This window comes from Roseovarius confluentis (genome assembly GCF_002917925.1).
GTDB lineage: Bacteria > Pseudomonadota > Alphaproteobacteria > Rhodobacterales > Rhodobacteraceae > Roseovarius > Roseovarius confluentis.
The window spans coordinates 62,437-88,759 of the sequence record NZ_PPFE01000013.1; the positions used below are offsets into that span (position 1 = coordinate 62,437).

At 61.6% G+C, this 26,323-nt stretch carries 25 protein-coding genes; 10 read left to right on the forward strand and 15 right to left on the reverse strand.

What is annotated here, in order from left to right; translation table 11 throughout:
• Position 1: 1 nt before the first annotated feature.
• The 7 genes from C2I35_RS20280 to C2I35_RS20310 all read right to left on the reverse strand — a co-directional run bounded on the left by C2I35_RS20280 (position 2) and on the right by C2I35_RS20310 (position 6,261).
• Positions 2-1,213 carry an acetyl-CoA C-acetyltransferase gene (locus tag C2I35_RS20280; RefSeq protein WP_103764864.1) on the reverse strand — a complete coding sequence of 404 codons (1,212 nt, stop codon included), beginning with the start codon at positions 1,211-1,213 and terminating at the stop codon, positions 2-4.
• 62 nt (positions 1,214-1,275) lie between these two features.
• Positions 1,276-1,914: a glutathione S-transferase family protein gene (locus C2I35_RS20285; RefSeq protein WP_103764865.1), complete on the reverse strand. Its 639-nt coding sequence runs from the start codon at positions 1,912-1,914 to the stop codon at positions 1,276-1,278.
• Between the two features lie 145 nt (positions 1,915-2,059).
• Positions 2,060-3,199, reverse strand: a complete 1,140-nt coding sequence (locus C2I35_RS20290) for an acyl-CoA dehydrogenase family protein (protein ID WP_103764866.1) — start codon at positions 3,197-3,199, stop codon at positions 2,060-2,062.
• An 11-nt stretch (positions 3,200-3,210) separates the two neighbouring features.
• Positions 3,211-3,423, reverse strand: a complete 213-nt coding sequence (locus C2I35_RS20295; protein WP_103764867.1) for a hypothetical protein — start codon at positions 3,421-3,423, stop codon at positions 3,211-3,213.
• 59 nt (positions 3,424-3,482) lie between these two features.
• The gene (locus tag C2I35_RS20300; RefSeq protein WP_103764868.1) at positions 3,483-5,261 is read right to left on the reverse strand and encodes an acyl-CoA dehydrogenase C-terminal domain-containing protein; all 1,779 of its coding nucleotides are present in this window, start codon (positions 5,259-5,261) and stop codon (positions 3,483-3,485) included.
• 40 nt (positions 5,262-5,301) lie between these two features.
• Positions 5,302-5,703, reverse strand: coding sequence for a MerR family transcriptional regulator (locus C2I35_RS20305; RefSeq protein ID WP_103764869.1), 402 nt, complete (start codon positions 5,701-5,703; stop codon positions 5,302-5,304).
• Positions 5,704-5,892: 189 nt separating this feature from the next.
• A complete protein-coding gene (locus tag C2I35_RS20310) occupies positions 5,893-6,261 on the reverse strand; it encodes a MerR family transcriptional regulator (RefSeq protein ID WP_103764870.1) in 369 nt (122 codons plus the stop codon).
• A 114-nt stretch (positions 6,262-6,375) separates the two neighbouring features.
• On the opposite strand from C2I35_RS20310, the gene C2I35_RS20315 reads away from it, so the two are divergent.
• The 4 genes from C2I35_RS20315 (at position 6,376) to C2I35_RS20330 (ending at position 9,732) form a co-directional block, all read left to right on the forward strand.
• Complete coding sequence (locus tag C2I35_RS20315) at positions 6,376-6,798, forward strand: PaaI family thioesterase (RefSeq protein ID WP_103764871.1); 423 nt, start codon at positions 6,376-6,378, stop codon at positions 6,796-6,798.
• On the forward strand, positions 6,795-7,304 hold the full coding sequence (locus C2I35_RS20320) for a PaaI family thioesterase (protein WP_103764872.1): 510 nt from the start codon (positions 6,795-6,797) through the stop codon (positions 7,302-7,304). The genes C2I35_RS20315 and C2I35_RS20320 overlap by 4 nt, the downstream gene beginning before the upstream one ends.
• On the forward strand, positions 7,297-8,649 hold the full coding sequence (locus C2I35_RS20325; RefSeq protein ID WP_103764873.1) for an MATE family efflux transporter: 1,353 nt from the start codon (positions 7,297-7,299) through the stop codon (positions 8,647-8,649). Before C2I35_RS20320 ends, C2I35_RS20325 begins: the two co-directional genes overlap by 8 nt.
• An 87-nt stretch (positions 8,650-8,736) precedes the next feature.
• Positions 8,737-9,732, forward strand: a complete 996-nt coding sequence (locus tag C2I35_RS20330) for a type I glyceraldehyde-3-phosphate dehydrogenase (protein WP_103764874.1) — start codon at positions 8,737-8,739, stop codon at positions 9,730-9,732.
• Positions 9,733-9,804: 72 nt separating this feature from the next.
• Here the strand turns inward: C2I35_RS20330 and C2I35_RS20335 are convergent, their stop codons facing one another.
• Genes C2I35_RS20335 through C2I35_RS20345 form a run of 3 tightly spaced genes read right to left on the reverse strand, consistent with a single transcriptional unit; the run spans position 9,805 to position 13,279 of the window.
• Positions 9,805-10,470, reverse strand: a complete 666-nt coding sequence (locus C2I35_RS20335) for an SOS response-associated peptidase (RefSeq protein WP_103764875.1) — start codon at positions 10,468-10,470, stop codon at positions 9,805-9,807.
• A gap of 4 nt (positions 10,471-10,474) precedes the next feature.
• Positions 10,475-11,662, reverse strand: coding sequence for a class I SAM-dependent methyltransferase (locus C2I35_RS20340; protein ID WP_103764876.1), 1,188 nt, complete (start codon positions 11,660-11,662; stop codon positions 10,475-10,477).
• Positions 11,663-11,719: 57 nt separating this feature from the next.
• Positions 11,720-13,279 carry a bifunctional metallophosphatase/5'-nucleotidase gene (locus C2I35_RS20345; RefSeq protein WP_103764877.1) on the reverse strand — a complete coding sequence of 520 codons (1,560 nt, stop codon included), beginning with the start codon at positions 13,277-13,279 and terminating at the stop codon, positions 11,720-11,722.
• A 101-nt stretch (positions 13,280-13,380) separates the two neighbouring features.
• On the opposite strand from C2I35_RS20345, the gene C2I35_RS20350 reads away from it, so the two are divergent.
• Genes C2I35_RS20350 through arsC form a run of 3 tightly spaced genes read left to right on the forward strand, consistent with a single transcriptional unit; the run spans position 13,381 to position 15,112 of the window.
• Positions 13,381-13,719, forward strand: coding sequence for a DUF952 domain-containing protein (locus C2I35_RS20350; protein WP_103764889.1), 339 nt, complete (start codon positions 13,381-13,383; stop codon positions 13,717-13,719).
• Positions 13,716-14,774 carry a quinone-dependent dihydroorotate dehydrogenase gene (locus C2I35_RS20355; protein ID WP_103764878.1) on the forward strand — a complete coding sequence of 353 codons (1,059 nt, stop codon included), beginning with the start codon at positions 13,716-13,718 and terminating at the stop codon, positions 14,772-14,774. Before C2I35_RS20350 ends, C2I35_RS20355 begins: the two co-directional genes overlap by 4 nt.
• On the forward strand, positions 14,765-15,112 hold the full coding sequence (gene arsC, locus C2I35_RS20360) for an arsenate reductase (glutaredoxin) (protein ID WP_103764879.1): 348 nt from the start codon (positions 14,765-14,767) through the stop codon (positions 15,110-15,112). Before C2I35_RS20355 ends, arsC begins: the two co-directional genes overlap by 10 nt.
• A 245-nt stretch (positions 15,113-15,357) precedes the next feature.
• Here arsC and C2I35_RS20365 read toward each other — a convergent pair whose 3' ends face one another.
• The 3 genes from C2I35_RS20365 to C2I35_RS20375 all read right to left on the reverse strand — a co-directional run bounded on the left by C2I35_RS20365 (position 15,358) and on the right by C2I35_RS20375 (position 17,648).
• Positions 15,358-15,954 (reverse strand): outer membrane protein, encoded by a 597-nt coding sequence (locus C2I35_RS20365; RefSeq protein WP_103764880.1) that lies wholly within the window; start codon positions 15,952-15,954, stop codon positions 15,358-15,360.
• 330 nt (positions 15,955-16,284) lie between these two features.
• Positions 16,285-16,884: an outer membrane protein gene (locus C2I35_RS20370; RefSeq protein ID WP_103764890.1), complete on the reverse strand. Its 600-nt coding sequence runs from the start codon at positions 16,882-16,884 to the stop codon at positions 16,285-16,287.
• Positions 16,885-17,201: 317 nt separating this feature from the next.
• Entirely contained in the window at positions 17,202-17,648 is a 447-nt protein-coding gene (locus C2I35_RS20375) for a DUF1489 family protein (protein ID WP_103764881.1), read from the reverse strand.
• Positions 17,649-17,898: 250 nt separating this feature from the next.
• On the opposite strand from C2I35_RS20375, the gene C2I35_RS20380 reads away from it, so the two are divergent.
• Positions 17,899-20,157 carry an adenosylcobalamin-dependent ribonucleoside-diphosphate reductase gene (locus C2I35_RS20380; protein WP_103764882.1) on the forward strand — a complete coding sequence of 753 codons (2,259 nt, stop codon included), beginning with the start codon at positions 17,899-17,901 and terminating at the stop codon, positions 20,155-20,157.
• A gap of 509 nt (positions 20,158-20,666) precedes the next feature.
• Here C2I35_RS20380 and C2I35_RS20385 read toward each other — a convergent pair.
• Together C2I35_RS20385 and C2I35_RS20390 are read right to left on the reverse strand one after the other, a co-directional pair.
• Positions 20,667-21,218, reverse strand: a complete 552-nt coding sequence (locus C2I35_RS20385) for a hypothetical protein (protein WP_211286199.1) — start codon at positions 21,216-21,218, stop codon at positions 20,667-20,669.
• 177 nt (positions 21,219-21,395) lie between these two features.
• Positions 21,396-22,382: an ATP-binding protein gene (locus tag C2I35_RS20390; protein WP_103764883.1), complete on the reverse strand. Its 987-nt coding sequence runs from the start codon at positions 22,380-22,382 to the stop codon at positions 21,396-21,398.
• Between the two features lie 806 nt (positions 22,383-23,188).
• On the opposite strand from C2I35_RS20390, the gene C2I35_RS20395 reads away from it, so the two are divergent.
• Complete coding sequence (locus tag C2I35_RS20395) at positions 23,189-25,702, forward strand: cation:proton antiporter (RefSeq protein ID WP_103764884.1); 2,514 nt, start codon at positions 23,189-23,191, stop codon at positions 25,700-25,702.
• Positions 25,703-25,910: 208 nt separating this feature from the next.
• Positions 25,911-26,323, forward strand: a 413-nt coding sequence (locus C2I35_RS20400; RefSeq protein ID WP_146050098.1) for an IS110 family transposase, incomplete at its 3' end; no start/stop codon positions are given.

Genomic DNA, 26,323 nt, shown 5'->3' on the forward strand with positions numbered 1-26,323 from the left:
GTTACACGCGTTCGATGATCGTGGCTGCGCCCATGCCGGACGCGATGCAGAGCGTGGCGAGCCCGACTTCCTTGTCCGAGCGCTCCAGTTCATCCAGCAGCGTGCCAATGATGATGGCACCGGTGGCGCCCAGAGGGTGGCCCATGGCGATGGAGCCGCCGTTGACGTTGACCATCTCGGGATCGACATCAAAGGCCTGCATGAAGCGCAGCACGACCGAGGCGAAGGCCTCGTTCACCTCGAAAAGGTCTATGTCGCCGATGTTCATGCCGGAATCCGCCAGGATCTTCTGTGTCGCCGGAACAGGCCCGGTCAGCATGATCGTCGGGTCGGTGCCGATCTTGCAGGTCTGCCGAATACGCGCGCGGGGCTTCAGGCCCCATTTCTCGCCGAATTCCTTGGAGCCGATCAGCACACCGGCAGAGCCGTCCACGATGCCAGAGCTGTTGCCGGCGTGGTGGATGTGGTTGATCTTTTCCAGGTGCGGGTATTTCAGCTTTGCCACGGCATCGAAGCCGGGCATCACCTCGCCCATCTGCTGGAAGCTGGCGTTCAGCGCGCCAAGCGCCTGCATGTCGGTGCCAGGGCGCATGTATTCGTCATGGTCAAGGATGGTCAGGCCATTCTGGTCTTTCACCTCTATTATGGATTTCTTAAAACGGTTGTCCTTCCACGCCGCCGCCGCACGGTTCTGGCTCTCAACCGCCAGCGCATCGGCTTGGTCGCGATTGAAACCGTATTCGGTGGCGATGATGTCCGCGCTGATGCCTTGCGGGACGAAGTAGCTGTCCATGGCCACGCTGGGGTCAACGGCAATCGCCGCACCGTCGCTGCCCATGGCCACGCGGCCCATCATCTCGACGCCGCCTGCAATATAGGCCTCGCCCGCGCCGCCCTTGACCTGGTTCGCGGCCAGGTTCACGGCTTCCATTCCACTCGCGCAGAAGCGGTTTATGGCCAGGCCGGGGATGGATTCGTCGAGGTCGGAGGCCAGCACGGCGGTCCGCGCAAGGCAGCCGCCCTGTTCCATAACCTGCGTGACGTTGCCCCAGATCACGTCTTCGACGGCGTGACCGTCAAGGCCGTTGCGGTCTTTGAGCGCGTTCAGCACATGGGTGCTGAGGCGCACGGCGGTCACTTCGTGCAGCGCGCCGTCCTTGCGGCCCTTGCCGCGCGGCGTGCGGACCGCGTCATAGATATAGGCTTCGGTCATGTCCGGACTCCTTTAGTTGTCCTGTCGTGTCGGATTGTTTTTCGTGTGCGCCGATGGTTTGTTCAGGCGCGGTCTGCCGGAGAGCCCGGCATCAGGTCATAGGGATGTTTCCAGCCGGGCAGCGCCTCGATGCTGGAAAGCCATCTGTCGATATTGGGCCATTCGGCGCGGTCGAAGCCGAAGGGCTCGGGGTAAAAAAGGTAAGCGCAGCAGGAAATGTCGGCATTGGTCAGCCCGTCAGCGACGATCCAGTCGCGCCCCTCAAGCCGGTCGTTCAGGGTGGTGTAGGCGGCTTTCAGGCGGCCTTGGGTAAAGCTGATGACCTCTGCCGGGCGCTTGTCCTCGGGCAGGAAGTTCATCAGAAAGCGGGTCATCCCGGCTTGGCTGGAAAGCTTGTGATTGTCCCACAGGACCCAGCGCAGAACCTCGTATTTCTCGGCCTGATCGCGACCGCCGAACTTGCCCGTCTGGTCGGTGACGTATTGCTGGATCACGCCCGACTGGGTCAGGCGGATATCGCCGTCGATCATCACCGGCGCTTCGCCCATTTCGTTGACGTCACGGCGATACGCGTCGCCACGGGTTTCGCCGCCGAAGAAATCGACCTTCACCGGCTCCCAGTCCAGACCGGAAAGTTCCAGCGCCAGCGCCGCCTTGTAGGCGTTGCCGCTTTCGCCGAAGCAGTGCAGCTTGATCGTCATGTCCTAACTCCCAGTTTCGTTCTCTTGGCAGGCGTCGGATTTGAGTATTTTTGGAACGATGAAAGGCGGGGTGCTCTTTCACTGTTCCCCAAATACTCTCGCCGAAGGCGTCCGGCGATTTGCGGCAGACGCGCGGGCCGAATTTTCATAGCGACCTCGAAATCAGTTCTTTCATGATCTCGTTGGTGCCACCGTAAATGCGTTGCACCCGCGCGTCGGCCCACATTTCGGCGATGTCGTACTCGGCCATGTAGCCGTAGCCGCCATGCAGTTGAACGCAGGCGTCCAGCACTTCGAACTGCGTGTCCGTCAGCCAGTATTTGGCCATCGCGGCTTTCTCGACGCTCAGGCGCCCATGCAGGTGTTCCTCGATGCACTCGTCGAGGAATGCGCGGCAGACCTTGGTCTTGGTCAGGCACTCGGTCAGGGTAAAGCGAATGGTCTGGAACTTGTCGAAGATCGGCGCGCCGAATGCCTCGCGTTCCTTTGTGTAGGCAATGGTGCGAGCGACGCCGCCCTCCAGCGCGCCCTGTGCCCCGCACGCGATGATCAGCCGTTCCTGTGGCAATTGCTCCATCATCTGGTAGAAGCCGCGGCCCTCTTCGCCGCCAAGGATGTTTTCCGGCGGGATCTCGACATTGTCGAAGAAAAGCTCGGAGGTGTCGCCGGCCTTGAGCCCGTTCTTTTCCAGGTTGCGGCCGCGGGTGAAGCCCTCGGCGTCCTCGGTTTCGACCACGACGAGCGAGATGCCTTTTGCGCCCTGCTTGGGATCGGTCTTGGCGGCGACGATGACCAGGTCGGCGTGCTGGCCGTTGGTGATGAACGTTTTTTGCCCCGTCAGGCGATAGGAATTCCCCTCGCGCAGGGCCTTGGTTTTCATGCCTTGCAGGTCCGAGCCCGCGCCGGGTTCGGTCATGGCCAGCGCGCCGACCAGATCGCCGGAGACCATCTTGGGCAGCCAGCGCTTCTTTTGTTCTTCGCTGCCATAGGCCAGCAGGTAGTGCGCCACGATGCCGGAATGGATCGGGTTGCCCCAGCTCGCAAGGTTGGCTCGGCTTTGCTCGATGCAGATCACCGCTTCGTGGCCGAAATCGCCGCCCGCGCCGCCGTATTCCTCGGGGATCGAGGGGCAGAGCAGGCCCAGCGCGCCGGCCTGCTGCCAGATCTCGCGGTCCATGATGCCGGCCTTGCGCCAGCGTTCGAAATGCGGGCCCCACTCCTCGGTGATGAACTTGGCCGTCATCTCGGTGAGCATTTCGTGCTCGTCGGTCATCCATGCGGACATGAGGTGCCTCCCTAGCGTTTGCGGGCGTCGAGTTCTGAATTAAAAATACGCAGCCGGTGACCGAACGTGTCATCGTCGATCACGCTGTCGAAATTCTCGAAGAGGAAGGACAGCGCCTCGCCTTCGTCGAGCCCGGAGTCCTGCGCGAATTTCCGCAGCCGGCGATAACCGTCCTCGGTCATCGCGGCGTTGAAGCGGCGGGTCAGGCGAAAGCGTTTCGGCATGATGTCCTCCCAGTCATCGTGGCGTGCGTAGGGTGGGTTTGAAACCCACCCCAAGGTGTTCAGAATGCCTCGGCTTCAAGCTCCATCACGGGCTCGGCGCCGGATTCGATGCGCGCAAGGTGCATCCCGGTCGCGGGCAGGCGGCGCTTCATGTAGAAGCGGCCCGTGGCGATCTTGGTCTTGTAGAAGGCCGTGTCGCCATCACCGGCCTCGATCGCCGCGTGCGCGGCCTTGGCCATCTGTGCCCACATCAGGCCCAGGCAGACATGCCCGAAAAGGTGCATGAAGTCATAGGACCCCGATAGCGCCGCGTTGGGGTTCTTCATGCCGTTCTGCATGAAGAACATGCCGGCCTGTTGAAGGTGCTTCGAGCTTTCCTTGAGCGGATCGAGGAAGTCCTGCTTCAGCGCCGGGTGCCCTTCGTTCTCCTTGATGAACGCCTTGACCATGTCGAAGAAGGCCATGACGTGCTTGCCGCCATCCTGCGCCAGCTTGCGGCCGACGAGGTCGAGCGCCTGAACGCCGTTGGCGCCTTCGTAGATCATGGCGATCCGGGCGTCGCGGGCGAACTGGGACATGCCCCATTCCTCGATATAGCCATGGCCGCCATAGACCTGCTGGGCGAGGATCGTCATGTCGAAACCCTCGTCGGTCAGGAAGCCCTTGATGATCGGGGTCAGCAGGCTGACCATGCCTTCTGCGGCGGCGTCATTGCCGCGATGCGACTGGTCGATCATCTGGCTGCCCCACAGAAGGAACGCGCGGGCGCCTTCGACAAAGCTTTTCTGGTCCAGGAGCGCGCGGCGGATGTCCGGGTGGACGATCAGCGGGTCGGCTGGGCCGTCGGGGTTTTTCACGCCGGTGACGTCGCGGCCTTGCAGCCGGTCCCTGGCATATTCGAGCGCGTTCTGATAGGCCACGTCGGCCTGCGCGAGGCCCTGCATGCCGACGCCGATACGGGCCTCGTTCATCATGGTGAACATGGCGCGCATGCCCTTGTGTTCCTCACCCAGCAGGTAACCCGTCGCCTCGTCATAGTTCATGACGCAGGTCGAGTTGCCGTGGATGCCCATCTTCTCCTCGATCTTGCCGCAGGCGACGCCGTTGCGTTCACCCAGGGTGCCGTCTTCTTTCACGAGGAACTTGGGCACGATGAAGAGGCTGACGCCCTTGATGCCCTCGGGGCCGCCGGGGATCTTGGCCAGCACGAGGTGGATGATGTTGTCGGCCATGTCGTGTTCGCCCGACGAGATGAAGATCTTCTGGCCGGTGATCTTGTAGCTGCCGTCGCCCTGCGGTTCCGCCTTGGTGCGCATCAGGCCCAGGTCGGTGCCGCAATGCGGCTCGGTCAGGTTCATCGTGCCGGTCCAGTCGCAGGACGCCATCTTGGGCAGGTACGTGGCCTTCTGATCCTCGGACCCGTGCGCCAAGATCGCCGAAGCCGCGCCGTGGGTCAGGCCCTGGTACATTGTGAAGGCCTGGTTGGCGGCCGAGAACATTTCGCCCACCGCGGTGCCGAGGATATAGGGCATGTTCTGGCCACCGAATTCCTCGGGCAGGTCGAGCGCGGTCCAGCCGCCCTCGCGCACCTGGTCGAAGGCATCCTTGAAACCTGTAGGCGTGCGGACCACACCGTTTTCCAGTTTGCAGCCCTCGGTATCGCCGACCACGTTCAAGGGTGCCAGAACTTCGGATGAGATCTTGCCGGCCTCTTCCAGAACGGCGCTGGTAAAGTCGCGGTCCAGTTCGGCATAGCCGGGGGTGTCGGTGGTGCTGACCTTCAGAACATCGTGAAGGATGAACTGCATGTCCTTGGTGGGCGGGGTGTAGCTCGGCATGTGGTGGTCTCCCTACATCATCACAGTGTCGGGCCGGGGATCATTCCGCGGCTTTCGGTGTCTGGCGGAGCGAGGAGATCATCTTCTCGCCCCATTTCATCTGGTCGCGCAGGTCGTCGATGGCCGCGGTCAGCTCGTCGCGTTGGCGTTCAAGCTCTTCCAGCCGGTCCTTGGCGATTTCATATGTGCTTTCCAACTGCGTCAGTTGCTGGTCGCCCCGGTCATAGAGGTTGAGAAGCTGGCGGATTTCCTCGAGGCTGAAGCCAAAGCGCTTGCCGCGCAGGATCAGCTTGAGCCGCGCGCGGTCGCTTTTGGTGAACAGCCGCTTCTGACCTTCCCGGCGCGGGAAGAGCAGTTCTTTCGCCTCGTAGAAACGCAGGGTCCGCGGCGTCACGTTGTACGCGTCGCACATCTCGCGAATGGTCATCGTTTCGTCGGTCATGTCGGTTTCCGTAAATCTCGTTGCGTGGCCGGAACATGTGAGGCGATGGCTATCGGTACAACACGTAAGCAGGTTTACGTAACCACTACGTAACGTCACTTTGTGCTTTACGTAAGATCAGGCAAGGTCAACCTGTGACCCGCGCAATTATTTTGCGGAAATATCGAGGGTAGCCGAACGGCCGAAGGTCTAGCCGAGCGACTTTTCGGTCGAATCGCGGGCCTCTTTCAGCTCCGCGATGGACTGTTCCAGCTGTTCCTTCTGGGTGCGCAGTTCTTCCAACTGGCGGTCGGCAAGGTCGATCCAGGTACGCAACTGCGTCTCGGTGCCCTTTTCCTCGTAGATTTCCAGCCACTGCCGAATGTCTTCGAGGGCAAAGCCCCAGCGGCGACCGCGCAGGATCAGTGTCATGCGAGCCACTTCGCGCGGACCATAGTAGCGCGAGCGCCCTTCACGTGTCGGACTGAGTAACTCGATATACTCGTAGTACCGCAGCGTGCGCGGCGTCACGTCGAACTTGGCGCACATCTCCTTGAATGACAGGCGTTGCTCTGACATCGCGGGTCCTCCTGAAGTCTACTTAAGAGACTTAGGGCGGATCGCGCAACAGGCACCCTTGCAGCGCGCGGGCATTAGAGACCATAAAGAGGCGAGCAAGCCGCAGGACTTTTCATGACCGACAACAACAAGATCGCCGCGCAGTTCATGGGCGCCATTCCGCATGCCAAGGCGCTGGGGATGGAGATCACGCATGTCGGTGACGGTGTGGCCGAGATGAAGATGGACTATGCCGATCACCTGGTGGGAGACCCGGAAACCGGCGTGATCCACGGTGGCGCTGTGTCGGCGCTGATGGACACGTGTTGCGGAGCGGCGGTGATGAGTCACCCGGACTCGCCCGGGGCCACGGCCACGATCGACCTGCGCATCGACTACATGCGACCGGCAAAGCCCGGCCAGACGATACGGGCGCGGGCGGAGTGCTATCACATCACTCGTTCGGTCGCCTTCGTCCGGGCGCAGACGCTGGACGACGATGCCGACCGCCCCGTGGCGCAGGCCACCGGCACCTTCACAGTGGCGCGCAAATCATGAGCCGCTCGCGTCCCGAACCCGTGCAGGTCATCAAGCAACGCCGCGACGCGGCGCTTCACGCCCTTGTGGATCACGTGCCCTATATCCGTTTCATGGGGATCGAATTCGACCGTCGCGGGGACGAACTTACCGGGGTGATGCCCTTTGATGAAAAGCTGATCGGCAACCCGCTCTTGCCCGCGTTGCATGGCGGTGCCACCTCGGCGTTTCTGGAGGTGACGTCGATCATCACGCTGAGCTGGGCGATGCTGTGGGACGAGATGGAATCCGGCGAGCTGGCGGTAGAGGCGTTCGAAGCCGGCGACTTGCCGCGCCTGCCCAAGACGATTGATTTCACCGTGGATTACCTGCGTTCGGGCCTGCCGCGGGATGCCTATGCCCGCGCGGTGGTTACACGGTCGGGCCGGCGCTATGCGTCTGTTCGGGCCGAGGCGTGGCAAGACAACCGGGCCCGTCCCTTTGCACAGGCAACCGGGCACTTCCTGATGCCGCGCCGCGATGGCTGAGACACCGGCGGAGATCACGCATAAACGCGTGCTCAACATCGCCATACCGATCGTGCTGTCGAATGCCACAGTCCCGATCCTGGGCGCGGTGGATACAGGCGTCGTGGGGCAGTTGGGCGAGGCCGTGCCCATCGGCGCAGTCGGTATCGGCGCGATCATTCTGACCGGGCTTTACTGGGTCTTCGGTTTTCTGCGGATGGGCACGACGGGCCTCACGAGCCAGGCGCACGGGGCGGGACAGACCGGCGAGGTGGCCGCCATGCTGACCCGGTCGCTGATGATCGGCATCACGGCAGGCGTGGGCATAATCGTTCTTCAACTGCCGTTGTTCGCGGGGGCCTTTCTCGTGTCGCCCGCCAGCGCGGAGGTCGAGGCGCTGGCGCGGGACTACATGGCGATCCGGGTCTGGAGCGCGCCTGCCTTAATCGCCCTGTATGGTGTCACCGGCTGGCTGATCGCGTTGGAGCGGACCCGCGCGGTGCTGGTGCTTCAAGTCGCGATGAACGGGATCAACATTCTGTTGGACATATGGTTCGTGCTAGGGCTGGACCTTGGTGTGACCGGGGTGGCCTGGGCGACCTTTATTGCCGAATGGTCGGGCCTGATTCTTGGTCTGTGGCTGTGCCGCGACGTCTGGCGCGTGGACGCCTGGCGCGACTGGGGCCGGGTGTTTGACAGGGTGCAGCTGGCGCGAATGATGTCGGTGAATCGCGATATCCTGCTGCGGTCACTGATGCTGCAGGCGATTTTCATTTCCTTCCTGCTGATCGGCGGCGACTTTGGAGACGTTACGCTGGCCGCGAACCAGGTCCTGTTGCAGTTCCTGAACATCTCGGCGCATGCGCTGGATGGCTTCGCGTTCGCCGCCGAGGCGCTGGTCGGTCAAGCGTTCGGGCGGCGCAGTGTCGCGCGTCTGCGCCGGGGGGCTATCTTGGCCAGTGTCTGGGCCTTGACAATCGTGGTTCTTATGGCCTGCGCCTTCGCTCTATGGGGCGGGACGATCATTGACCTGATGGCGAAGGCGCCCGAGGTGCAGACCGAAGCGCGGGCCTTTCTGGTCTACGTCTGTATCGCGCCGGTGGTCGGCGTGGCACCTTTCATGCTGGACGGGATATTCATCGGCGCGACACGGGCCGGGGACATGCGCAACATGATGGCGCTGAGCCTTGTGATCTATGTCGCCGCCGTCTTGGTGTTGGTGCCGTGGCTGGGCAATCACGGGCTGTGGCTGGCGCTTCTGATCAGCTTCGTGGCGCGGGGTGTGACGCTCTGGCTGCGGTATCCCGCGCTCGAGGATTCGGTCGCTCCGGGTGCACCGCCGGCGACCACGGCGGCGGATGCATAATTTGATCAAGTATTGTTTCACGGTTGGCAAACGTCCCCGGTCGCGGCAATTGTCCGAAACAGAAATGACGTCTCAGGAGGCACCGAAATGTCGAACCCGCCGATCCGTGTTGCGATAAACGGCTTTGGCCGCATTGGACGGACCCTGCTGCGGATCCTGCTGCGCGACACACGAGATTTCGAACTCGTCGCGATCAACGATATCGAGCCGCTGAGCACCTGCGCCTATCTCTTTCAGTTCGACAGCGTCTTCGGCCCGTGGCCGGAAGAGGTCGGCACGGGCGATGCCACCCTGATCGTGGGCGGACGGCGCATCCCGTTTCATGCCGAACCGGACCTGCGCAGCCTTGATCTGCAAGGGGTGGATATCGTTTTGGAATGCACCGGCATGGGCGGCAAGCGGGCCGTCGCCGAACGCGGGCTGGCAGCGGGTGCGCGCAAGGTGCTGGTGTCCGGACCGTCGCCCGAGGCGGACGTGACGCTCGTGATGGGAGCGAACGAAGGCGATCTGTCCGATCACCGGATCGTCTCCAACGCTTCCTGCACGACCAATGCGCTGGCCCCGCTCGCGCGGCTTCTGGACGAGGCGTTCGGATTGGTCAGCGGGCAGATGACGACGGTGCACTGCTATACCGGCAGCCAGCCGACGGTGGACAAGCCCCGCGCCGCGCCGGAGCGCAGCCGCGCTGCGGCTTTGTCGATGGTGCCCACGACGACCAGCGCGCAAGATCAGACCGGGCTTGTCCTGCCGCATCTTAAAGGCCGGATCGAGGCGCGGGCGATCCGCGTGCCCACGGCCAGCGTGTCCTGCATCGACCTGACCGTGCAGACGCGCGAGACGGTAAACGCTGCAACGGTGAATTCCGTCCTTCAAGGGGCGGTGCGGCCCGGCGGTGTGTTCGGCTGGACCGAGCAGCCGCTGGTCAGCTCCGACCTGCGCGGACGACCGGAATCCCTGATCCTCGTCGGACCCGAGACGAGTGTGTCTGCGGGCGGCCTCCTGCGCGTCTTCGGCTGGTACGACAACGAGTGGGGCTTTTCCTGCCGAATGCTCGACATGGCGCGGCTGATGGCGGCGCGGTGACGAGATTATTCGTACGAATAATCTCGGGCACGGGGATGCGTCGTGTAACCTGCTGATTATTTTTACGAATAATCAGTCGTCGAGCGGCTCGATCAAGCCAGGCCCGGAGGCCCGGTTGGAATTGACCTTCGGGTCCACGCGGTAGAGCCGCAGCGTGTCATCCGGTGCCGCTGTCATCAACGTGGCCGCACCGTGGCCCGCCTCGCCCAGCCAGAGCGGCCAGTCCTTTTCGGCCAGGATCACCGGCATCCGGTGATGGATCTTTCGCATCGGCTCGTTCGACCCGGTCGTGACGATGGCACAGGTGGTCATCGGCGCATCACCCTTGTCCCAGGACTGGTAGATTCCGGCGAAGGCCAGCGCGTCACCTTCGGCCGGATGGATGAACCAGGGCAGGCGATTTCCGTCCTCGTCCTTGGTCCATTCATAAAAGCCGCTGGCCGGAATGAGACAGCGCCGGTCGCGGGCCGCCGCGCGAAAGGCGGGCTTTTCCGCGATGGTTTCGGCCCGCGCGTTGATCAGCAACGGGCCGTCAGCGGGCGTCTTGTACCAGTGCGGGATGAAGCCCCAGCGCATCGACCCAAGCTGCCTGTCGGTGCCGTCCGAGGTCACCACGTGCACATCGTTGGTCGGGCAGACGTTGAAGTTGGGAACCATCGGCAAATCGTTAACGGGGCGCGCGGCAAAGAGTTGTGCCATGGCGTCCTGCGGCAGAGTGACGGCGAAACGTCCGCACATGGGGTTACCTCAGCACGTTCGAGTAGACCAGCAAGCCCCAGGGCAGGAGGGTCTTCTCGACCTTGGTCCAGAGCCCGCCGAAGCTGATCGGATCAAGGCCGGTCTGCGCGGCTATCTGTTGCAGATTGCGGCGCCCGTCGATGGCGGCAATCACAGGCGCGGCCTGTTTCGGCAGGGCGAGCTTGCCCTTGATGCCGTCCGTGTCGAGCGCGGGTGCTTGCCCCTGTGCCACGGCGCGGGCCAGTTGCGCGGCTTGCAGGCCCTTGATGTGTGGCACCAGCGTGCGGGTCTTGCCTGTGGCCGGCGCGCGCGGCGTGTCGGTGGCATAGCCGGTGTGCGTGCGGATCGTGCCGTTCAGTTTCTCGGCCACGGCCATCGCCTGTACAGGGCTCATTCCGTCGGGGACGGGGGCCAGACGGGCGAGGTCATAGAGGATTGGGACGGTGAAGCCCGCGAAGGACCAGCCGGTGCGACCGAGCGTGTCGGTCAGCGTCTGCACGTCATAGGCGCGGTCGGTGCTGTGCAAGAGCAGGTCGTAAAAGCCCGCGTCGCCGCTTTTGTGATCGTTTAGGTTGGGGTTGGACTTGAACGGGTGGCCCGCGGGCAAGTTCTCCATGACCTGCCTTGCGGCCTTCAGCCGGTCTTTCGGCGGCGTGTCGGCGTAAAGCGCGGCAAAGGCCTCTTGCAAGGGATAGACGCCCGAGCGGCCATAGGGCGCATAGACCATGAAACCCATGCCGCCGCCGGGCGCAAGCGCCGTGCGCAGGGCCCGGAATCCGGCGTCAGGATCGGGCAGATGGTGCAGCACGCCGCAGCAGTCGATGTAATCGAATGGGCCATAATTCGGAGCGTCCAGTAGGCTGCCGGTGATGAAGGTGATGTTCTTCAGGCCCCGCGTCTCTGCCCGTGCCTCGGCCACCTTTCGCGAGGCGGTGGAGAGGTCGATATAGGTGGCCGTGTAGGGCTTGCCGTACTGGGTCAGAAGGGCGGTCAACTGAATCAGCCCGTCGCCAGTGCCGCCGCCTGCCACGAGGATGCGCAGGGGCTGTGACCAGTCGCGCTGTCCGCCGAAGACGTAATGGTCGATCTCCTGCGGCAGAGAAGGCGAGCCGAGGATCAGTCGCTTTTTCTCATCCCGCGGATCCCGCTCGGGATAGGGAAAGGCCTCGTACTGGTCGCGCACCGTGGTCATGGCGCCTTTATGCCGCGCGGCAGCGCGATTGCAAAGCCCGTGCCGCGCGTTGCGCTGTCACTGTCCGGCTTGGCGAATGCGGCCGTCCGTCATGGGCGAGACGGGCGAGTTCTGCGCCAGGTACTCGGCCAGCACATCGGCCACGTCGGGCCCGAAATCATAGGCGTCGGCGGCGTCGCGCAGCATGGAGTAGCCGTCGCCGCCATTGCGCAGGTAATCGTTCGACACGGCCAGATAATCGCGTTCAGGATCAAGCGGTTCGCCCCCAACGGTGACCTCCGTGATGCGGCTGCCCACTTCGGCAGAGGGGTCGAACACGAAGGTCAGCCCGGCCACCTGCGGGAAGCGGCCCGCGCCTTCGCTGAACTGGCTGACGCCGTTCTCCAGCGCTTCTTTCAGCGTGGCACCGTCGATGCGGAAAGTGGAAAGCGTGTTCTGGAAGGGCAGCACGGTCAGCACCTCGCCCATGGTGACGGGCCCTGCGTCAATCGAGGCGCGCACGCCGCCGCCGTTCATCAGCGCGATCTCGACGCCCTGGTCCGCGACGCGGGCCAGCATCGCATCGGTCACGGCATTGCCCATGGCGCATTCGCCCGCGCGGCAGGCGTCGCGGTCGCCGCTGATGGCGTCCGCTGCCTCGGCGACGACCTTGTTGCGGATTTCGTCGAGGGGCTTTGCGGCCTCCTGGATGCGCGAGACGATCTCTGCATCCTCGGCCACGGCGGCGTCCATGATCAGCGGATTGCCGGTGGCGGAGGTGACCTCGCCCGCGTCGTTGAAAACAACGTCGAGACGGCCCAGGAACTTGCCGTAGGCATAGGCCTGCACGATGGCCGTGTCACCCACCATCGTGGGGTAGGGGCCGGCGGCGTCGGGGTCGTTGTTGGAGAGGTAGGTGTTGGAATGCCCGCCGACGATGACATCGACGCCGGTGGTGGTTTCGGCCACGTGCTGATCCACCCCGTAGCCGGAATGCGACAGCACGATGATCTTGTCGACGCCCTGTTCGGTCAGCTTGTCGACCTCGTGCTGCACGGCATCGGCGGGTGGGGTGAAGATGATGTTGGGTCCCGGGCTGGCCAGTTCGTCTGTGTCCTGCGGGGTCAGGCCGATCAGGCCGATCTTCTCGCCGTCACGCTCGATAACGGTTGATTTCCGGATGACGTCGGCAAGCAGGGGTTCGCGGCTGGTATCGGCGTTGGACATCAGCACGGGAAACTCGACGGCGTCCATGAAACCGCGCAACACCTCGGGGCCGTCGTCGAACTCGTGGTTGCCCACGGTCATCGCGTCATAGCCCAGCCGGTTCATCATTTCGGCGGCCAGCTTGCCCTTGTAATAGTTGTAGAAAAGCGTTCCCTGGAACTGATCACCGCCATCGACCAGCACCGGGTTCGGGGAGTCGGCGCGGGCCTCTTCGATGGCCGTGGCGAGACGCGCGGAGCCGCCGAAGCATTCGCCGACATCGTTATCTTCGGGCGCGCAGGTCGAATTGTACTTGCTGATGGGTTCGAACCGGGCGTGAAAATCGTTCGTGTGCAATATGTTGAGCGTGTAGTCGGCCTGTGCCGCAGTGGCCGTCAACAGGCCGGAAAGGGTAAGGGCAATGACTCTCATGGATGTGCCTCCTGACGAATGCGCAAAGATTGCAGGATGTCGCGCGATGCGTCAAAGGCAATCCTCTTGACCAAGCGCGTGTGGCGGGGCATCACCAAGGCATGCTGATTTACAAGATCTTCCGGGCAGAGGAGTGGGCCGCGCTGCGGTCCGAAGAGGAAACGCGCGGCGCGCCCGTGGACTTGGCGGATGGCTACATCCATTTCTCGACGCCGATGCAGGCGCCTGAAACGGCGGCGAAGCATTTCGAGGGGGCAGAGGACCTTTTTCTGGTGGCGGTGGAAACTGACCGGCTGGGCGATGACCTGGCATGGGAGGTGTCGCGCGGGGGCGAGAAATTCCCACATCTTTACAGGGTTTTGCGACTGGACGATGTCGTCTGGGCACAGCCGCTGCCGTTGGTTGACGGGGTGCATCAGTTCCCGGTCGGCGCGGTATGAGACTGAGCGACAGGATTGGCCTTGGCCTGATGCACCGGCTGGAGCCGGAGCGGGCGCATGGCCTTGCCTTGCAGGCGTTGCGTGCGGGGCTGGTGCCGTTGCCGGGGCTGGTGACCTCGGACCGATTGCGCTGTGAGGTGGCGGGTCTTCGGCTGGCCAATCCGATCGGGCTGGCGGCGGGGTTCGACAAGAACGTGGTGGCGTTGTCCGCTCTGTCGAGAGCTGGATTCGGGTTCATCGAGGCCGGCGCGGTGACGCCGAAGGCGCAGGCGGGCAACCCGAAGCCACGGCTGTTCCGGCTGACAGGCGATCGGGCCGTGATTAACCGTTTCGGCTTTAACAACAACGGGATGGAGGACGTGGTGCAAAGGCTGGCGACGCGTCCCAGGGACGCGGTGATCGGGCTGAATCTTGGCGCCAACAAGGACAGCGCGGACCGGGCCGAGGATTTTGCCAGGGTACTGTCGCGCTGCGGGCCGCACCTTGATTTCGCGACCGTGAATGTCTCGAGCCCCAACACCGAAAAGCTGCGCGACCTGCAAGGGGCAGAGGCGCTGGCGGCGCTGCTGAAAGGCGTGATGGAGGCTCGGAACTGGCTGGAAAAACCGATCCCGATCTTTTTGAAAATCTCGCCTGATCTCAGTGACTTGGAGATGTCAGAGCTGGCAGACGTCGCTCAGGCGGGCGGCGTTGCGGCGATCATTGCGACGAACACCACGCTCAACCGGGACGGGCTGCAAAGCCCGATGAGAGAGCAGGCGGGCGGGCTGTCCGGGGCGCCGCTGTTCGAGCGGTCGACACGGGTGTTGGCGCGGATGGCGCAGCTGACCGGGGGGACGATGCCGTTAATTGGCGTAGGCGGGGTCGGAAGTGCCGAACAGGCGCTGGAAAAGATCCGGGCCGGGGCAAGCGCGGTGCAGCTCTATTCGGCGATGGTTTTCGAGGGCATCGGCCTTGTTGAACGGATTGCGCGAGACCTGGACAAGCTTTTGGAAGAAAAGGGATTTTCCAACGTGAGCGATGCGGTTGGCACGGGGCGGGAGGCATGGCTGTGATCGAGATATGGCACAATCCGCGCTGTTCGAAATCACGGCAGACGCTGGCCCTGCTGGAAGAGCGCGGGATCGCACCGAAGGTGCGGCGCTACCTGGAGGATGCGCCGGATGAGGTGGAGCTGCGGGCGGCGCTGTCGGCCTTGGGCATGACAGCTAGCGCGTTGATCCGAAACAAGGAAACGATGTATCGCGAGCTGGGCCTGGGCAAGGACAGCGACGATGCGGCGCTGCTGGCGGCCATGGCGGCGCATCCGATCCTGATCGAGCGGCCCATCGTGTTCGCCGGGGACAAGGCCGCCATCGGACGACCACCCGAAGCGGTTCTGGACATCCTGTAGCCGGCGTATTTCGACTCGATCGTTAATCCGGACGAAAGCCCGAAAACCGCGTCGGTATCGCGTCGGTATTCGAGTGGTATCGCGACGGTGCCGTGGTCGGAGACCCAGAAATGAAGAGACCGCGCGGTGCCCGCATCCCGTGTACCGGACATCCAGTACGAAAAAAGCGGGTCCCCGGCATTTCGGGAACCCGCCTGTGACAGAGCCCGCCCGGTGCACCGGGCGGCAAGACCCAATGTCTCGGATCAGAAGCGGAACGTGCCGCGCAGTTGAACCGTGGTCGGCTCGACATCGGCATTGGAGCCGTTGAAATTGTCGAACTCGTGGTAGAGCAGTTCCCCGCCGAGCGAGAAGCTGTCGGTGACCATCGTCTCATAGCCTGCGCCGACGAAGTAGCCGTCATCGTCGCCGAGGTTGTCCGTGAACGCCTTGGCGTAGCCGCCGGTGCCGTAGATCAGGCCATTGCCCAGCTTGTAGCCGGCGCGCAGCTTGGCGCGGAAGATGTTCTCGAGGTCGACCTGCGGATTGGGCGCGGTCGAGATTTCGGCGTCGGTGAAGTCGTAGTCGAGGCTGCTGCCCAGCACGAAGTTGCCGAAGTCGTAGTCGTAACCGACGAAAAGACCGCCGATCACGGCATCGTCGCCGCCGGAGATGTTGGAATCGAGGTTGTTGTAACCCAACTGCGCACCGCCATAGAGGCCGGTCCAGTTCGGGGTCGTTGCGACCGGCGCCGGCGGCGGCGGTGCGACGACGTCGTCCTCCACCGGCGTCAGGTTGCCGGCGAATGCGGGCGCGGCACCAAGCGCGAAGGCGGCCGCGAGAAGGGGCGTTGCTCGTTTCATGTTCTTATCCTTTCAGGACCATTTACTTACATTAAGACGCGGCAAGGTTGCAGATGCGCCGTTGTGCTGGGCATATGGTCTGATGCCCCGCCTGTGCAAGGGATTGTACCTGAAAGACGGAATTTGCGGAGACTAATTCCCAAAGGCGATGCGCGCGGGATACACCTTGAGCGGGAATCCGCTTTATTCTGCTCTCGCGGTTTTGTGATTGGAACTTTTGGAGGCCTGAAACGCTACAAAAGGTTAGGCCCGGGCAGGCAAGTTGCGCGCCCGGGCCTTGGTTTTCCGTTCGTCCGTCGCCAGCATGCGGAAACGCCCTGGCAGTCGGAACTAGAAGCGGTAGGTGCCGCGAACTTGCAGGGTCGTCGCTTCGACGTCGACCGCGGTGTTGTTGTAATCGTCGAACTCGTGATAGAGCAGTTCGCCACCCATCGAGAAGTTCTGGGTGATCATGTGCTCGTAGCCGCCGCCGATGAAATAGCCATCGTCGCTGCCGAGGTTGTCGGTGTCGGCCTGGGCGTAACCGCCGGTGGCATAAAGCAGGCCATCACCCAGCTTGTAGCCGCCGCGGACCTTGGCGCGGAACACGTTTTCCAGCGTCGCCGCGTTGTTGGCCACGCCGATATCGGCGAAGTCATAGTCAAGGCCGCCACCGACCACGAAATTACCGAGGTCATAGTCGTAACCCGCGGTCAGACCGCCGATCACGCCATCGTCATTGCCCGACACGTTCGTGTCGACGTCACCGTAACCAAGTTGGACACCGCCATAGGCGCCGGTCCAGTTGGGGCCAAAATTATTGGTCGGCACAGGTGCGGGTTGCGGCGCGGCAACGATCGTATCGTCGACCGGGGCCGACGTGTTGCCTGCAAATGCGGGGGCGGCGCCAACGGCGAGGGCGGCCGCGAGGATCGGTGTTGCTCGTTTCATCATGCTGTCCTTTCGGCATGTCTGTTTCGTTCCGCAGCGCGTCTTCTTGGCGCTGTGTTGGGCAGATATGGTCCGCGCCGGGCGCGCCACAAGGGGGGTGCCGGCACACGCAGGATCACCTGCGCGTGAGTGGCGGCGCGGCGCTCGAAACGGGACCGGTTTCAGGCGGAAAGCCGCTGAATACCTCCCGCTTTTCAATGCTTGAGCGCGGAAATTTGCCTGTTCCGGGGCGTTTGGTTTGCAAACGATCAAGTGGGTGTGCGCCTGTGCAGGGCGCGTTTGGTCATGCGTCGTGCAAGCGCGCCGAGACGGCGCGGTCAGAGCACGCCGATATCGGCCAGCGCGGCGCTGAGATCCGCGGGCAGCGCGTCTTCGTCCTGGCGGTTTTCAGGCAGGTCGGCCGGCGCGTCAGCGGGGGAAAGATAGCGCCAGCCCTGGAACGGGCGCTTGCGGGCGGTGGTGGTGCGGATGATCTGGGGCTCCAGCACGATGCCGCAGCGGCGGATGCCGTCGGCGCGGATCACCTCGTCGAGGCGCAGGATGCGCTGGCGGCACTGGATCAATCCCTGGATCACCCAGTAGATCGAGCCGCCTTCGAGCAGCTCGGCCTCGCGCCGGGGCCACATGCGGGTTACGTGGCGCGCCAGGCCGTCGGGGCCCTGCGCCTGTTTGCTGGATTGCCAGGCGATAAGGCTCTCGACGGTTTCCGTGCCGACCGAAAGCTTGACGAGATGTATTTTCGGGTCTGCCACGACTGCCCCCATTTCCACCGATCCATATCCTATGGCCGGGGCGGGGGATTTCAAGCGGATGCGACCTTGTGGGGTGCCCCTGGCACGCAGTTTCAGTTCCGTTCGGGCCACGCAGGCCCTGGGGGCGCTGCCCCCAGACCCCCGGAGTGTATGGTGCAAGAAAAAGGCGGTGGCCGGGGGATTGTGCGGCATGGCCGGATTGACCGGGGCGAGCGCAATCTGTAGTGTCTTCGGTCTGTTCCTCTACCATAAGTGTGCTGCCATGACTCGATTCGCTGCCCCCATCGCCGAGGCTATCTGGGATATGAAATATCGCCTTAAAGAGGCGGACGGCACGCCGGTGGATGGTACGGTGGAAGACAGCTGGCGCCGGATTGCGCGGGCGGTGGCGCAGGCCGAGGCCGAGCCCGATGCGTGGGAGGAGCGGTTCTATCACGCGCTGGAGGACTTCAGGTTCCTGCCCGCCGGTCGGATCACGGCGGGGGCCGGGACGGGCCGGGCGGTGACGCTGTTCAACTGTTTCGTGATGGGGACGATCCCCGACAGCATGAGCGGGATATTCGAAGGGCTGCGCGAGGCGGCGCTGACCATGCAGCAGGGGGGCGGGATCGGGTACGATTTCTCGACCATCCGGCCCAAAGGCGCGTTGGTCGAGGGGGTGGCGGCGGACGCCAGTGGGCCTTTGAGCTTCATGGATGTGTGGGATGCGATGTGCCGCACGATCATGAGTGCCGGTAGCCGGCGCGGCGCGATGATGGCGACGATGCGGTGCGATCATCCGGATATCGAGGATTTCATCGCGGTGAAGAGCGACGCGGCGCGGCTGCGGATGTTCAACCTGAGCGTTCTGGTGACGGATGATTTCATGGAGGCCGTGAAAGCGGACGGGCCGTGGGAGCTGGTCTTTGGCGACAAGGTTTATAAGACGGTCGAGGCGCGGCACCTGTGGAACCGGATCATGCAGGCGACCTATGATTTTGCCGAGCCGGGCGTGATCTTCATCGACCGGATCAACACCGCCAACAACCTGCATTACGCCGAGACGATCGCAGCGACCAACCCCTGTGGCGAGCAGCCGTTGCCGCCGTATGGTGCGTGCCTTTTGGGGTCGATCAACCTGGCGCGGCTGGTGACGGAACCGTTCGAGGAGGGTGCAGGGATAGACGCGGACGCGCTGGCCGATCTGGTCGCGACCGCGGTGCGGATGATGGACAACGTTGTGGACGTGTCGAAATTTCCTCTGCCCGAGCAGCGCGCCGAGGCGCAGGCCAAGCGGCGGATCGGACTGGGGGTCACGGGGCTGGCCGATGCGCTCTTGATGTGCGGGTTGCGCTATGGCGACGACGAAGCGGCGGCGCAATGCGAGGCCTGGATGAAGGCGATTGCGCGGGCGGCTTACCTGGCGTCCGTGGAACTGGCAAGGGAGAAGGGAGCGTTTCCGCTGTTCGAGGCGGAGCCCTATTTGCAGAGTGGCATGATGCAGGCGATGGACGAGGATGTGCGTGCGGCGGTCGCCGAACATGGCATCCGCAATGCGTTGCTGACCAGTGTCGCGCCCACGGGTACGATCAGCCTTTATGCCGGCAACGTCAGTAGCGGGATCGAGCCGGTCTTTGCGTATTCCTATACCCGCAAGGTGTTGCAGAAGGATGGCAGCCGCACCGAGGAAGAGGTGGTGGATTACGCCGTGCAGATGTGGCGCGAGCGGTTCGGCGACAGGGAATTGCCGGACTATTTCGTCAATGCGCAGACGCTGGAGCCGCAGGCGCATGTGAAGATGCAGGCGGCGGCGCAGAAATGGGTCGACAGCAGCATTTCCAAGACGATCAACGTGCCCGCCGATATCGGGTTCGAGGCGTTCAAGGAAGTCTACATGCAGGCCTGGGATACCGGTTGCAAGGGGTGCACCACGTACCGGCCCAACGACATCACCGGCAGCGTGCTGAGCGTGGAGTCGGAAGAAAAGGTGCCGATGCCGGTGGAGGGCGGCGAGGTGGTTTACATGTCCGAGCCGCTGGATCGGCCGACAGAGTTGGAAGGCGCGACGTACAAGCTGAAATGGCCGGACAGCAGCCACGCGATTTACGTGACGGTGAACGATATCGTGCTGGAAGGGCGCCGGCGGCCCTTCGAGGTGTTCATCAACTCCAAGAACATGGAGCATTTCGCTTGGACCGTGGCACTGACGCGGATGATCAGCGCGGTGTTCCGGCGGGGCGGCGACGTGTCTTTCGTGGTCGAGGAGCTGAAGGCAGTGTTTGATCCGCGCGGCGGCGCATGGATGAACGGGAAGTATATCCCCTCGATGCTGGCCGCGATCGGTGGCGTGCTGGAGAACCACATGATCAATATCGGCTTTCTCGAAGGCGAAGGGCTGGGCCTGAAGGAAGATCCGACGGCCAATGTGGTGAATCTGGACGCGCCGCGCGGCCCGGCCTGCCCGTCTTGTGGCAGCTATGACATGCGCAAGGTCGAAGGGTGCCTGACCTGTGCGTCCTGCGGGCACTCAAAGTGCGCGTGATGCTATAGGGTGTCGTTGTTCTTGTGGCGGGTCAGGCGACATGACCTAACCGTCTCACAAGGCCATTTTGGCTGAGACGATAAAAAATCGGCCCCGGGGAGTACCCGGGGCCGTTTGCATGTCTGGCTGTGGCGATGCCAGCCGTACTCCGCGGGTGCAGAAGGCCAAGTCGACCGGTGTAATCGTATGAGGGAAGGCCGGGCAGTATGTGGATGCGGTTCCGCGTTCAGCGGATCTTAGTTTGTCGGGATAGTTCGGCCATGACCTGCCGTTCCGGGGTGGCATCTCTACTGAGGGGCTTCCCCAAAGCGGCATCAGTGGCATCACACCGCTTGGCCCGACCCGCCAAAGTCGGGAAAGCGGACAAAACTTGCAATCCCATTCAATCGTTCAATCTACCCCGCCTAAGTCCAGATCTTCTAGCAGGGGGGGGGTAAATATGCTGGACGCTAGAATGATATATATCTTGCGTTTCCAGGCGATCACATTGGGGCCGCATCCAGAATTCTCTAGAATGACATGGAGCTTATACCAACGAATTCGCCACCTGCATATTCTTCAACAGCAACAGTTCTTTGGGGTATATTGAGCACCAATAGATATCCTATTCGATATCCACATACGTGTTCAGGGTGAGCTATGCCATCTGCGGACCAGACATCATCAAATGAAGATTTAGTCATCGCTCTTAGGCGTCTTCTGTCAGAATCCGTCGCTTCGGTTGAGTGTGTACTGCGTTTCATCTCTATAGCTATTAGGTTATCCTCGAGTACAGACTCCCCTCGGCTGTGTAAGATTAAGTCGCAAGTGATCGCCACCTCTTCCATATTCTCATCCAGTATGGTCTTCACTCGGCCTTCCTGCTTCCTGTTGTACTCTACGTCAGCATAGTAACCGGTGATGTTGGAACTAGTTGCCTCCGCCTCCATGTGCATGGCGAGCCTAGCGCATAGGTTTCGCTCACTTGTTCCGCTCTCTATGTTCCTAGATTCCGACAGTAGAAATTTCTCGAGCGCCTTAGAGAAGGCGCTTTTGAGGATTTTGGTTCTGATTCTTGGCACTGGCCTTGCCTTGCAATTTTAACTAAAGAGAGTCACGCTATTGACTTCTATCTATCCGGTGCCCCGAAGCCAATTTGATTGATTGGTTCATCCAGCAATATGTGAGCACGCCTAGGTGTGGCGACTTCGGGCTTCACCTAGATTAGCTCTGGGCGCCTCGTCTCTATTTTGCCAAACTCAAGACGCACTTTGCTTGCGCCAAGATCTAATAGAGGCCTCGGTATCGGATATTGGGGTATTTTCATTCCACCGATCCCAGAAGGCAACAGTTTGACTGTCTGGCTTCATATTTGGCTCAGCTATTCGAATTCGAGTTGGCAGAAGGCTGGCATCGCCAACAACTAGTGCCTCACCGATATCTAGGACGGGCAGAAAGTCACCAAAGCTGCCAAGGCTATCCGGCAAGAGGCGGCGAATGACGCTCTGGTCGTCTCCATTGGTGAGGCGCATGGCGACCACATTATTACACTGACTGAGTACGGTCCGATTCACTTCTGAAGGCCGCTGACTAATTACAACGAGACCGATACCATATTTTCGGCCCTCTTTTGCGATCCGCTCGAATATCTCGACAGCAACGGCGTCAGGACTATCCGCCTGCAAACGCTCCGGGATATATAGATGGGCTTCGTCACACATGATTGCAATCGGATGGCGCTTTTCAGATTTCGTCCAAAGGCTCGTGGAGAAGATAATTTGAGCCAAGAGACTTACCATTAATGGCAACACATCAGATGGCACCTCTGAAAAGTCGATAATCTTTATGCCACCCTGACTGTCTTCTTGGGCACCACGACCCGCGGAGATGGCATGCACCATCCGTTCGAGCCAAGCCATGTCCATACATTCAGGTGGAGGCTGGAACAGGAAGGCTAAACGGCGATCATTCCTCTTGGCTTCCAAGCGACCGATTAGACGGCTGAGCTTGCCGTGATAGGGGCCCTGCTTATCCGCCTTCGCTCCGGGCACCATTTCTTCATCTAGGTGCTGAAGCCTCTTCAGGACGGCATTGATATCGAAGGGGACCGGACTGTCGATCGTGAAGTTCTCCAGGACATCATGATGCTTTTCCGGGTCAAGAGAGCATTTTTTCTCCTCAACGATCGCACGTGTCATGATCATTGACTGGTTCGGTGCATTCTGGTCGCTGCGATCAACAAACATTGACATTTCCAATGGACTGGAAAACCTTAAGCATGTTGCATCCGGTAGCTTGTAGGCAGGTATGGGGCATCCGTTTTTGCATAAGCCGTATTGCGACAGGCCGTTCCCCTTCCTGTCTCATGCTTGAGGGAATGACGGTGAAGCTACAATCCAAAGGTGGAATTTAATCTCGGTGGTGGACCAGGATTCGCGCATCTCGTACAGTGGTGTTCCTCTGAGAGGTACGTACGATGCTCGCTGTATCGCAGGAACGGTAAGAGACAATGACGAGCAACGGAAACTCATTGCGCTGCCGGCACCAAACCCGAAGTAGTCGGCCAAACGATGAACTCTGTAAACAAAAAAGCGGACATTTATCCGAGGAGTTGTCGATGTCGGCAATGGGCCGTTCGCCACAACATGCAGGAAGCGCGGATTCCGGAAGTTCGTTGCAAACGGGAACCGGTCTGAGTTCCACTGCGGAAGCGGACATTCTGCCAAGCCTGCATCGTTATGATCGATGTGCTCGGCACCGATGGCGGGCGGACGGCAGCGCTAAATCGCACCGCAAGGGGGCAGAAAACGGTTTGAGCTCGGTGCAGTGTGGCAGTCGCAAGTTCTCGCCAAACCATGTCGGTCGCATTGATGGTCATCACCTAAGGTGACGCATGTGCACAGCACGTTTTGCGTGACATGTGAAATACCGCAGCAGATAGCCTCGATCTTGGGCTTATGACCGGATTGTTGCACTTCGTAGGGTCGAGCTTCTCGGCTTCCAAAGATGAGAACGCACGTGCGTCCGGGGAATCTTCTGGTATTCCCGATCCATGGACATCATTCTCGTTACGACCGTTATTACATCGTTCTTCCTCATCATCGGCGCGGCCGAGCCTTTCGCTGCACGTGTGCGACTACCCTATAGCGTGATACTTGCAGTCCTCGGCAGTCTTATCGGGGCCGGTGCGACCTTCTTTTTGAGAACGGAATTGACCGACGCGCTCAACCCGATCGCCGAGGCGATCCTCGGTCTGCCGATCAGGTCCAATGTCTTCCTCTATGTCTTTTTGCCTACGCTTTTGTTTCAGGCCACACTGGGAATGAACCTGCGTCGGATGCTGGACGATTGGGTGCCGATCTTGGTGCTGGCGGTGGTTGCCGTTGTGGTTGCTACGGTGTCCGTCGGGTATGCCCTCTTCTGGGCGAGCGCGCTTCCCTTGGCGGCCTGCCTGCTGATTGGGGCAATCGTATCGACGACTGACCCGTCGGCGGTGGTCTCGATCTTTCGTTCCATCTCGGCACCGCGGCGTCTGGCACGGATCATCGAGGGCGAGAGCCTTCTGAACGACGCCGCAGCCATTGCTTTGTTCGGTCTGTTCATGGGCTTCGTGATGCTGGGACTCCCGGACCCTGACCTCGGAGATGCACTGGCACGGTTTCCGATCCTCATTGCAGGCGGGGCGGCGAGCGGCTGGCTGGCGGCGCGCATCGCGGTTTGGGTGATGGCGCTATTCAACCGTCACGAACTGGCTCAGATCTCCGTCTCCGTGGCATTGCCTTATCTTTCGTATATCGTGGCGGAGCAGAGCATTGGAGCGTCGGGCGTGATAGCCGTAGTCGCCGCCGGGCTGACCCTCAACCTGACAGCTCCTGGGCGGCTGCCGCCACAGTCATGGGCGAACCTGCGGGAACTCTGGGGCGTGCTCGCCCACTGGGCCGGCGCGCTCATCTTCATCCTCGCCGCGCTTTTGATCCCCCGGCTGCTTGAAGAAGTCCGGATTGAGGACTTTCTTTTGGTCGGTGTCGTCACCATTGCAGCGATTATCGCGAGAGCGGCGATCCTGTTCGGTCTGATGCCGGTTCTGAGAAAGTTGAAGCTTTCTCCTGATGTCGAGCGGCCCTACAGGGTTGCCATACTGTGGGGTGGACTCAGAGGGGCTGTGACTCTCGCCTTGGCCCTCGCTGTGACCGAAAGTGCCCGCGTCCCGGCCGATATTCAGCGGGTGGTTGGCATTCTCGCCACCGGCTTCACACTGTTCACGCTTCTGGTTCAGGGCACGACCCTGCGCTGGATCATCGGACGTCTCGGCCTTGACCAGCTTTCTCCTATTGATGAGGCCCTTTCCCGGCAGGTCGTCGCTGTCGCGTTGCAGACCGTTCGCGAGGATGTGGCTCGAACCACAGACAACTACGATCTACATCGGGACACAGTGCGCTCCGAAGCCAAGCGATTTGGTGAACGCTTGGACATCGCGGTGAAATCGGCCGAAGAGAATTCGGATATTCTGGATCGCGACCGCATCGCCCTGGGGCTCATCGCGCTGGCTGGCCACGAACGCGACACGATTCTGGCCCGGGTACGGGAGCGGACGATCTCGGCCCGCATGGCGGAACTGGTCCTGTCGGATGCTGACAGGATGATCGAGGGTGCCCGAACGCAGGGCCGCAGCGGCTACCAGCGCGCGGCGCGCCGAAGCGTTGCATATGGCCGGGCTTTTCGGGCCGCGGTTCTGCTACATGGCCGTCTTGGGTTTTCTGCTCCGCTCGCTCGAATGACCGCTGACCGGTTCGAACTGATGTTGTCGCAACGCCTGATCCTGCGCGATCTCGGATCATTCATCGACGGTCGCATCAGGCGCATCCATGGCCGACGGGTGGCCGAACTGTTGCATGAATTGCTGTCCAGACGGATTGAGGCAGTCGCAACCGCATTGGAAGGTCTGAGACTGCAATATCCCGGCTATGCTGAAGAACTTGAACGGCGCTTCATCCGCCGCACAGCTCTCCGCATGGAGGAACGGGAGTATGTCGCGATGCGAGAAGACGGCCTGATCGGTGCCGAGGTCTACACGGCGCTGATGCAGGAACTCGCCACGCGTCGAATGGCGGCGGAGGAACGACCTCCTCTTGATGTCGCGGTTCAGCGCGCAGCGTTCGTTCGCCAGTTTCCGCTTTTTGCCGATCTCGAGGATAGTGTCATGAAGCGCCTGGGGCGGTCACTTGTCACTCGCTATGTCGATGCCGGCGAAGTTCTTTTGCGCAAGGAAAATTTCGCAAAGAGCGTTTTTTTTATCGCGTCCGGGGCTGTCGAACTGGAGAGCGCGGGTCAGACATGGCGTTTGGGACGCGGAGAGATGTTTGGCCAGATGGCCATCCTGACAAACAAGGCACGTCGTGCCGATGTGCGCGCCATCGCGCCGACGACGCTGCTTGTTCTGGACGAGGACCGATTTCGGCGATTGCTGGAGCGCAGCCAAGCTCTTCGCGAGGCAGTTCGTTCGAGTGCCGAGAAGCGCGGGGTTGATCCGGCGGGCCTGCTGCCAAACGACCGGGACGGTGCCTGAGCCGGCTCCCGAGTTCAGACCGACATTTTCTGAACGCTTCGAAAGGCAAGTGAGAATTATGAGCCAGTGACGATGGTCCAGGAACGTCTGGTTTGGTGATGTTGCACCGCAGCGAGTTCTCAGTGCTTCGATGTCCGCTAATGGGATGTACCGGCTGCTTCACCCAGCGGGTTAGGCTCTGCCTATTTCTGCAGATAGGAGAAGTAGCATGGCGAAGACAGGCTTTGATGAACTGATGTCGATTGGTGTCGATATCGGCAAGGACACATTCCATTTGGTGGGTTTCGATCATTCGGGGCAGCGGGTTCTGCGAAAGCAGATCAAGCGATTAGCGTTGGTGGCAACCTTTGAGAAGTTGCCACGTTGTATTGTGGGCATGGAGGCATGCCTGAGCGCACGCTTTGTGAGCCGGACATTGCGCGAGATGGGCTTTGAGCCAAGGATCATCCCTGCGATCTATGTGAAGCCTTTCAACAAAGGGCAGAAGAACGACGACAACGACGCTGAGGCAATCGCCGAAGCCGCGCTTCGGCCCAACCTGCAGACGGTTTCCGAGAAGAGCCAGGACCAGCTCGACCTGCAAGCACTGCACCGCGTCAGATCACGGCTGGTGTCTCGTCG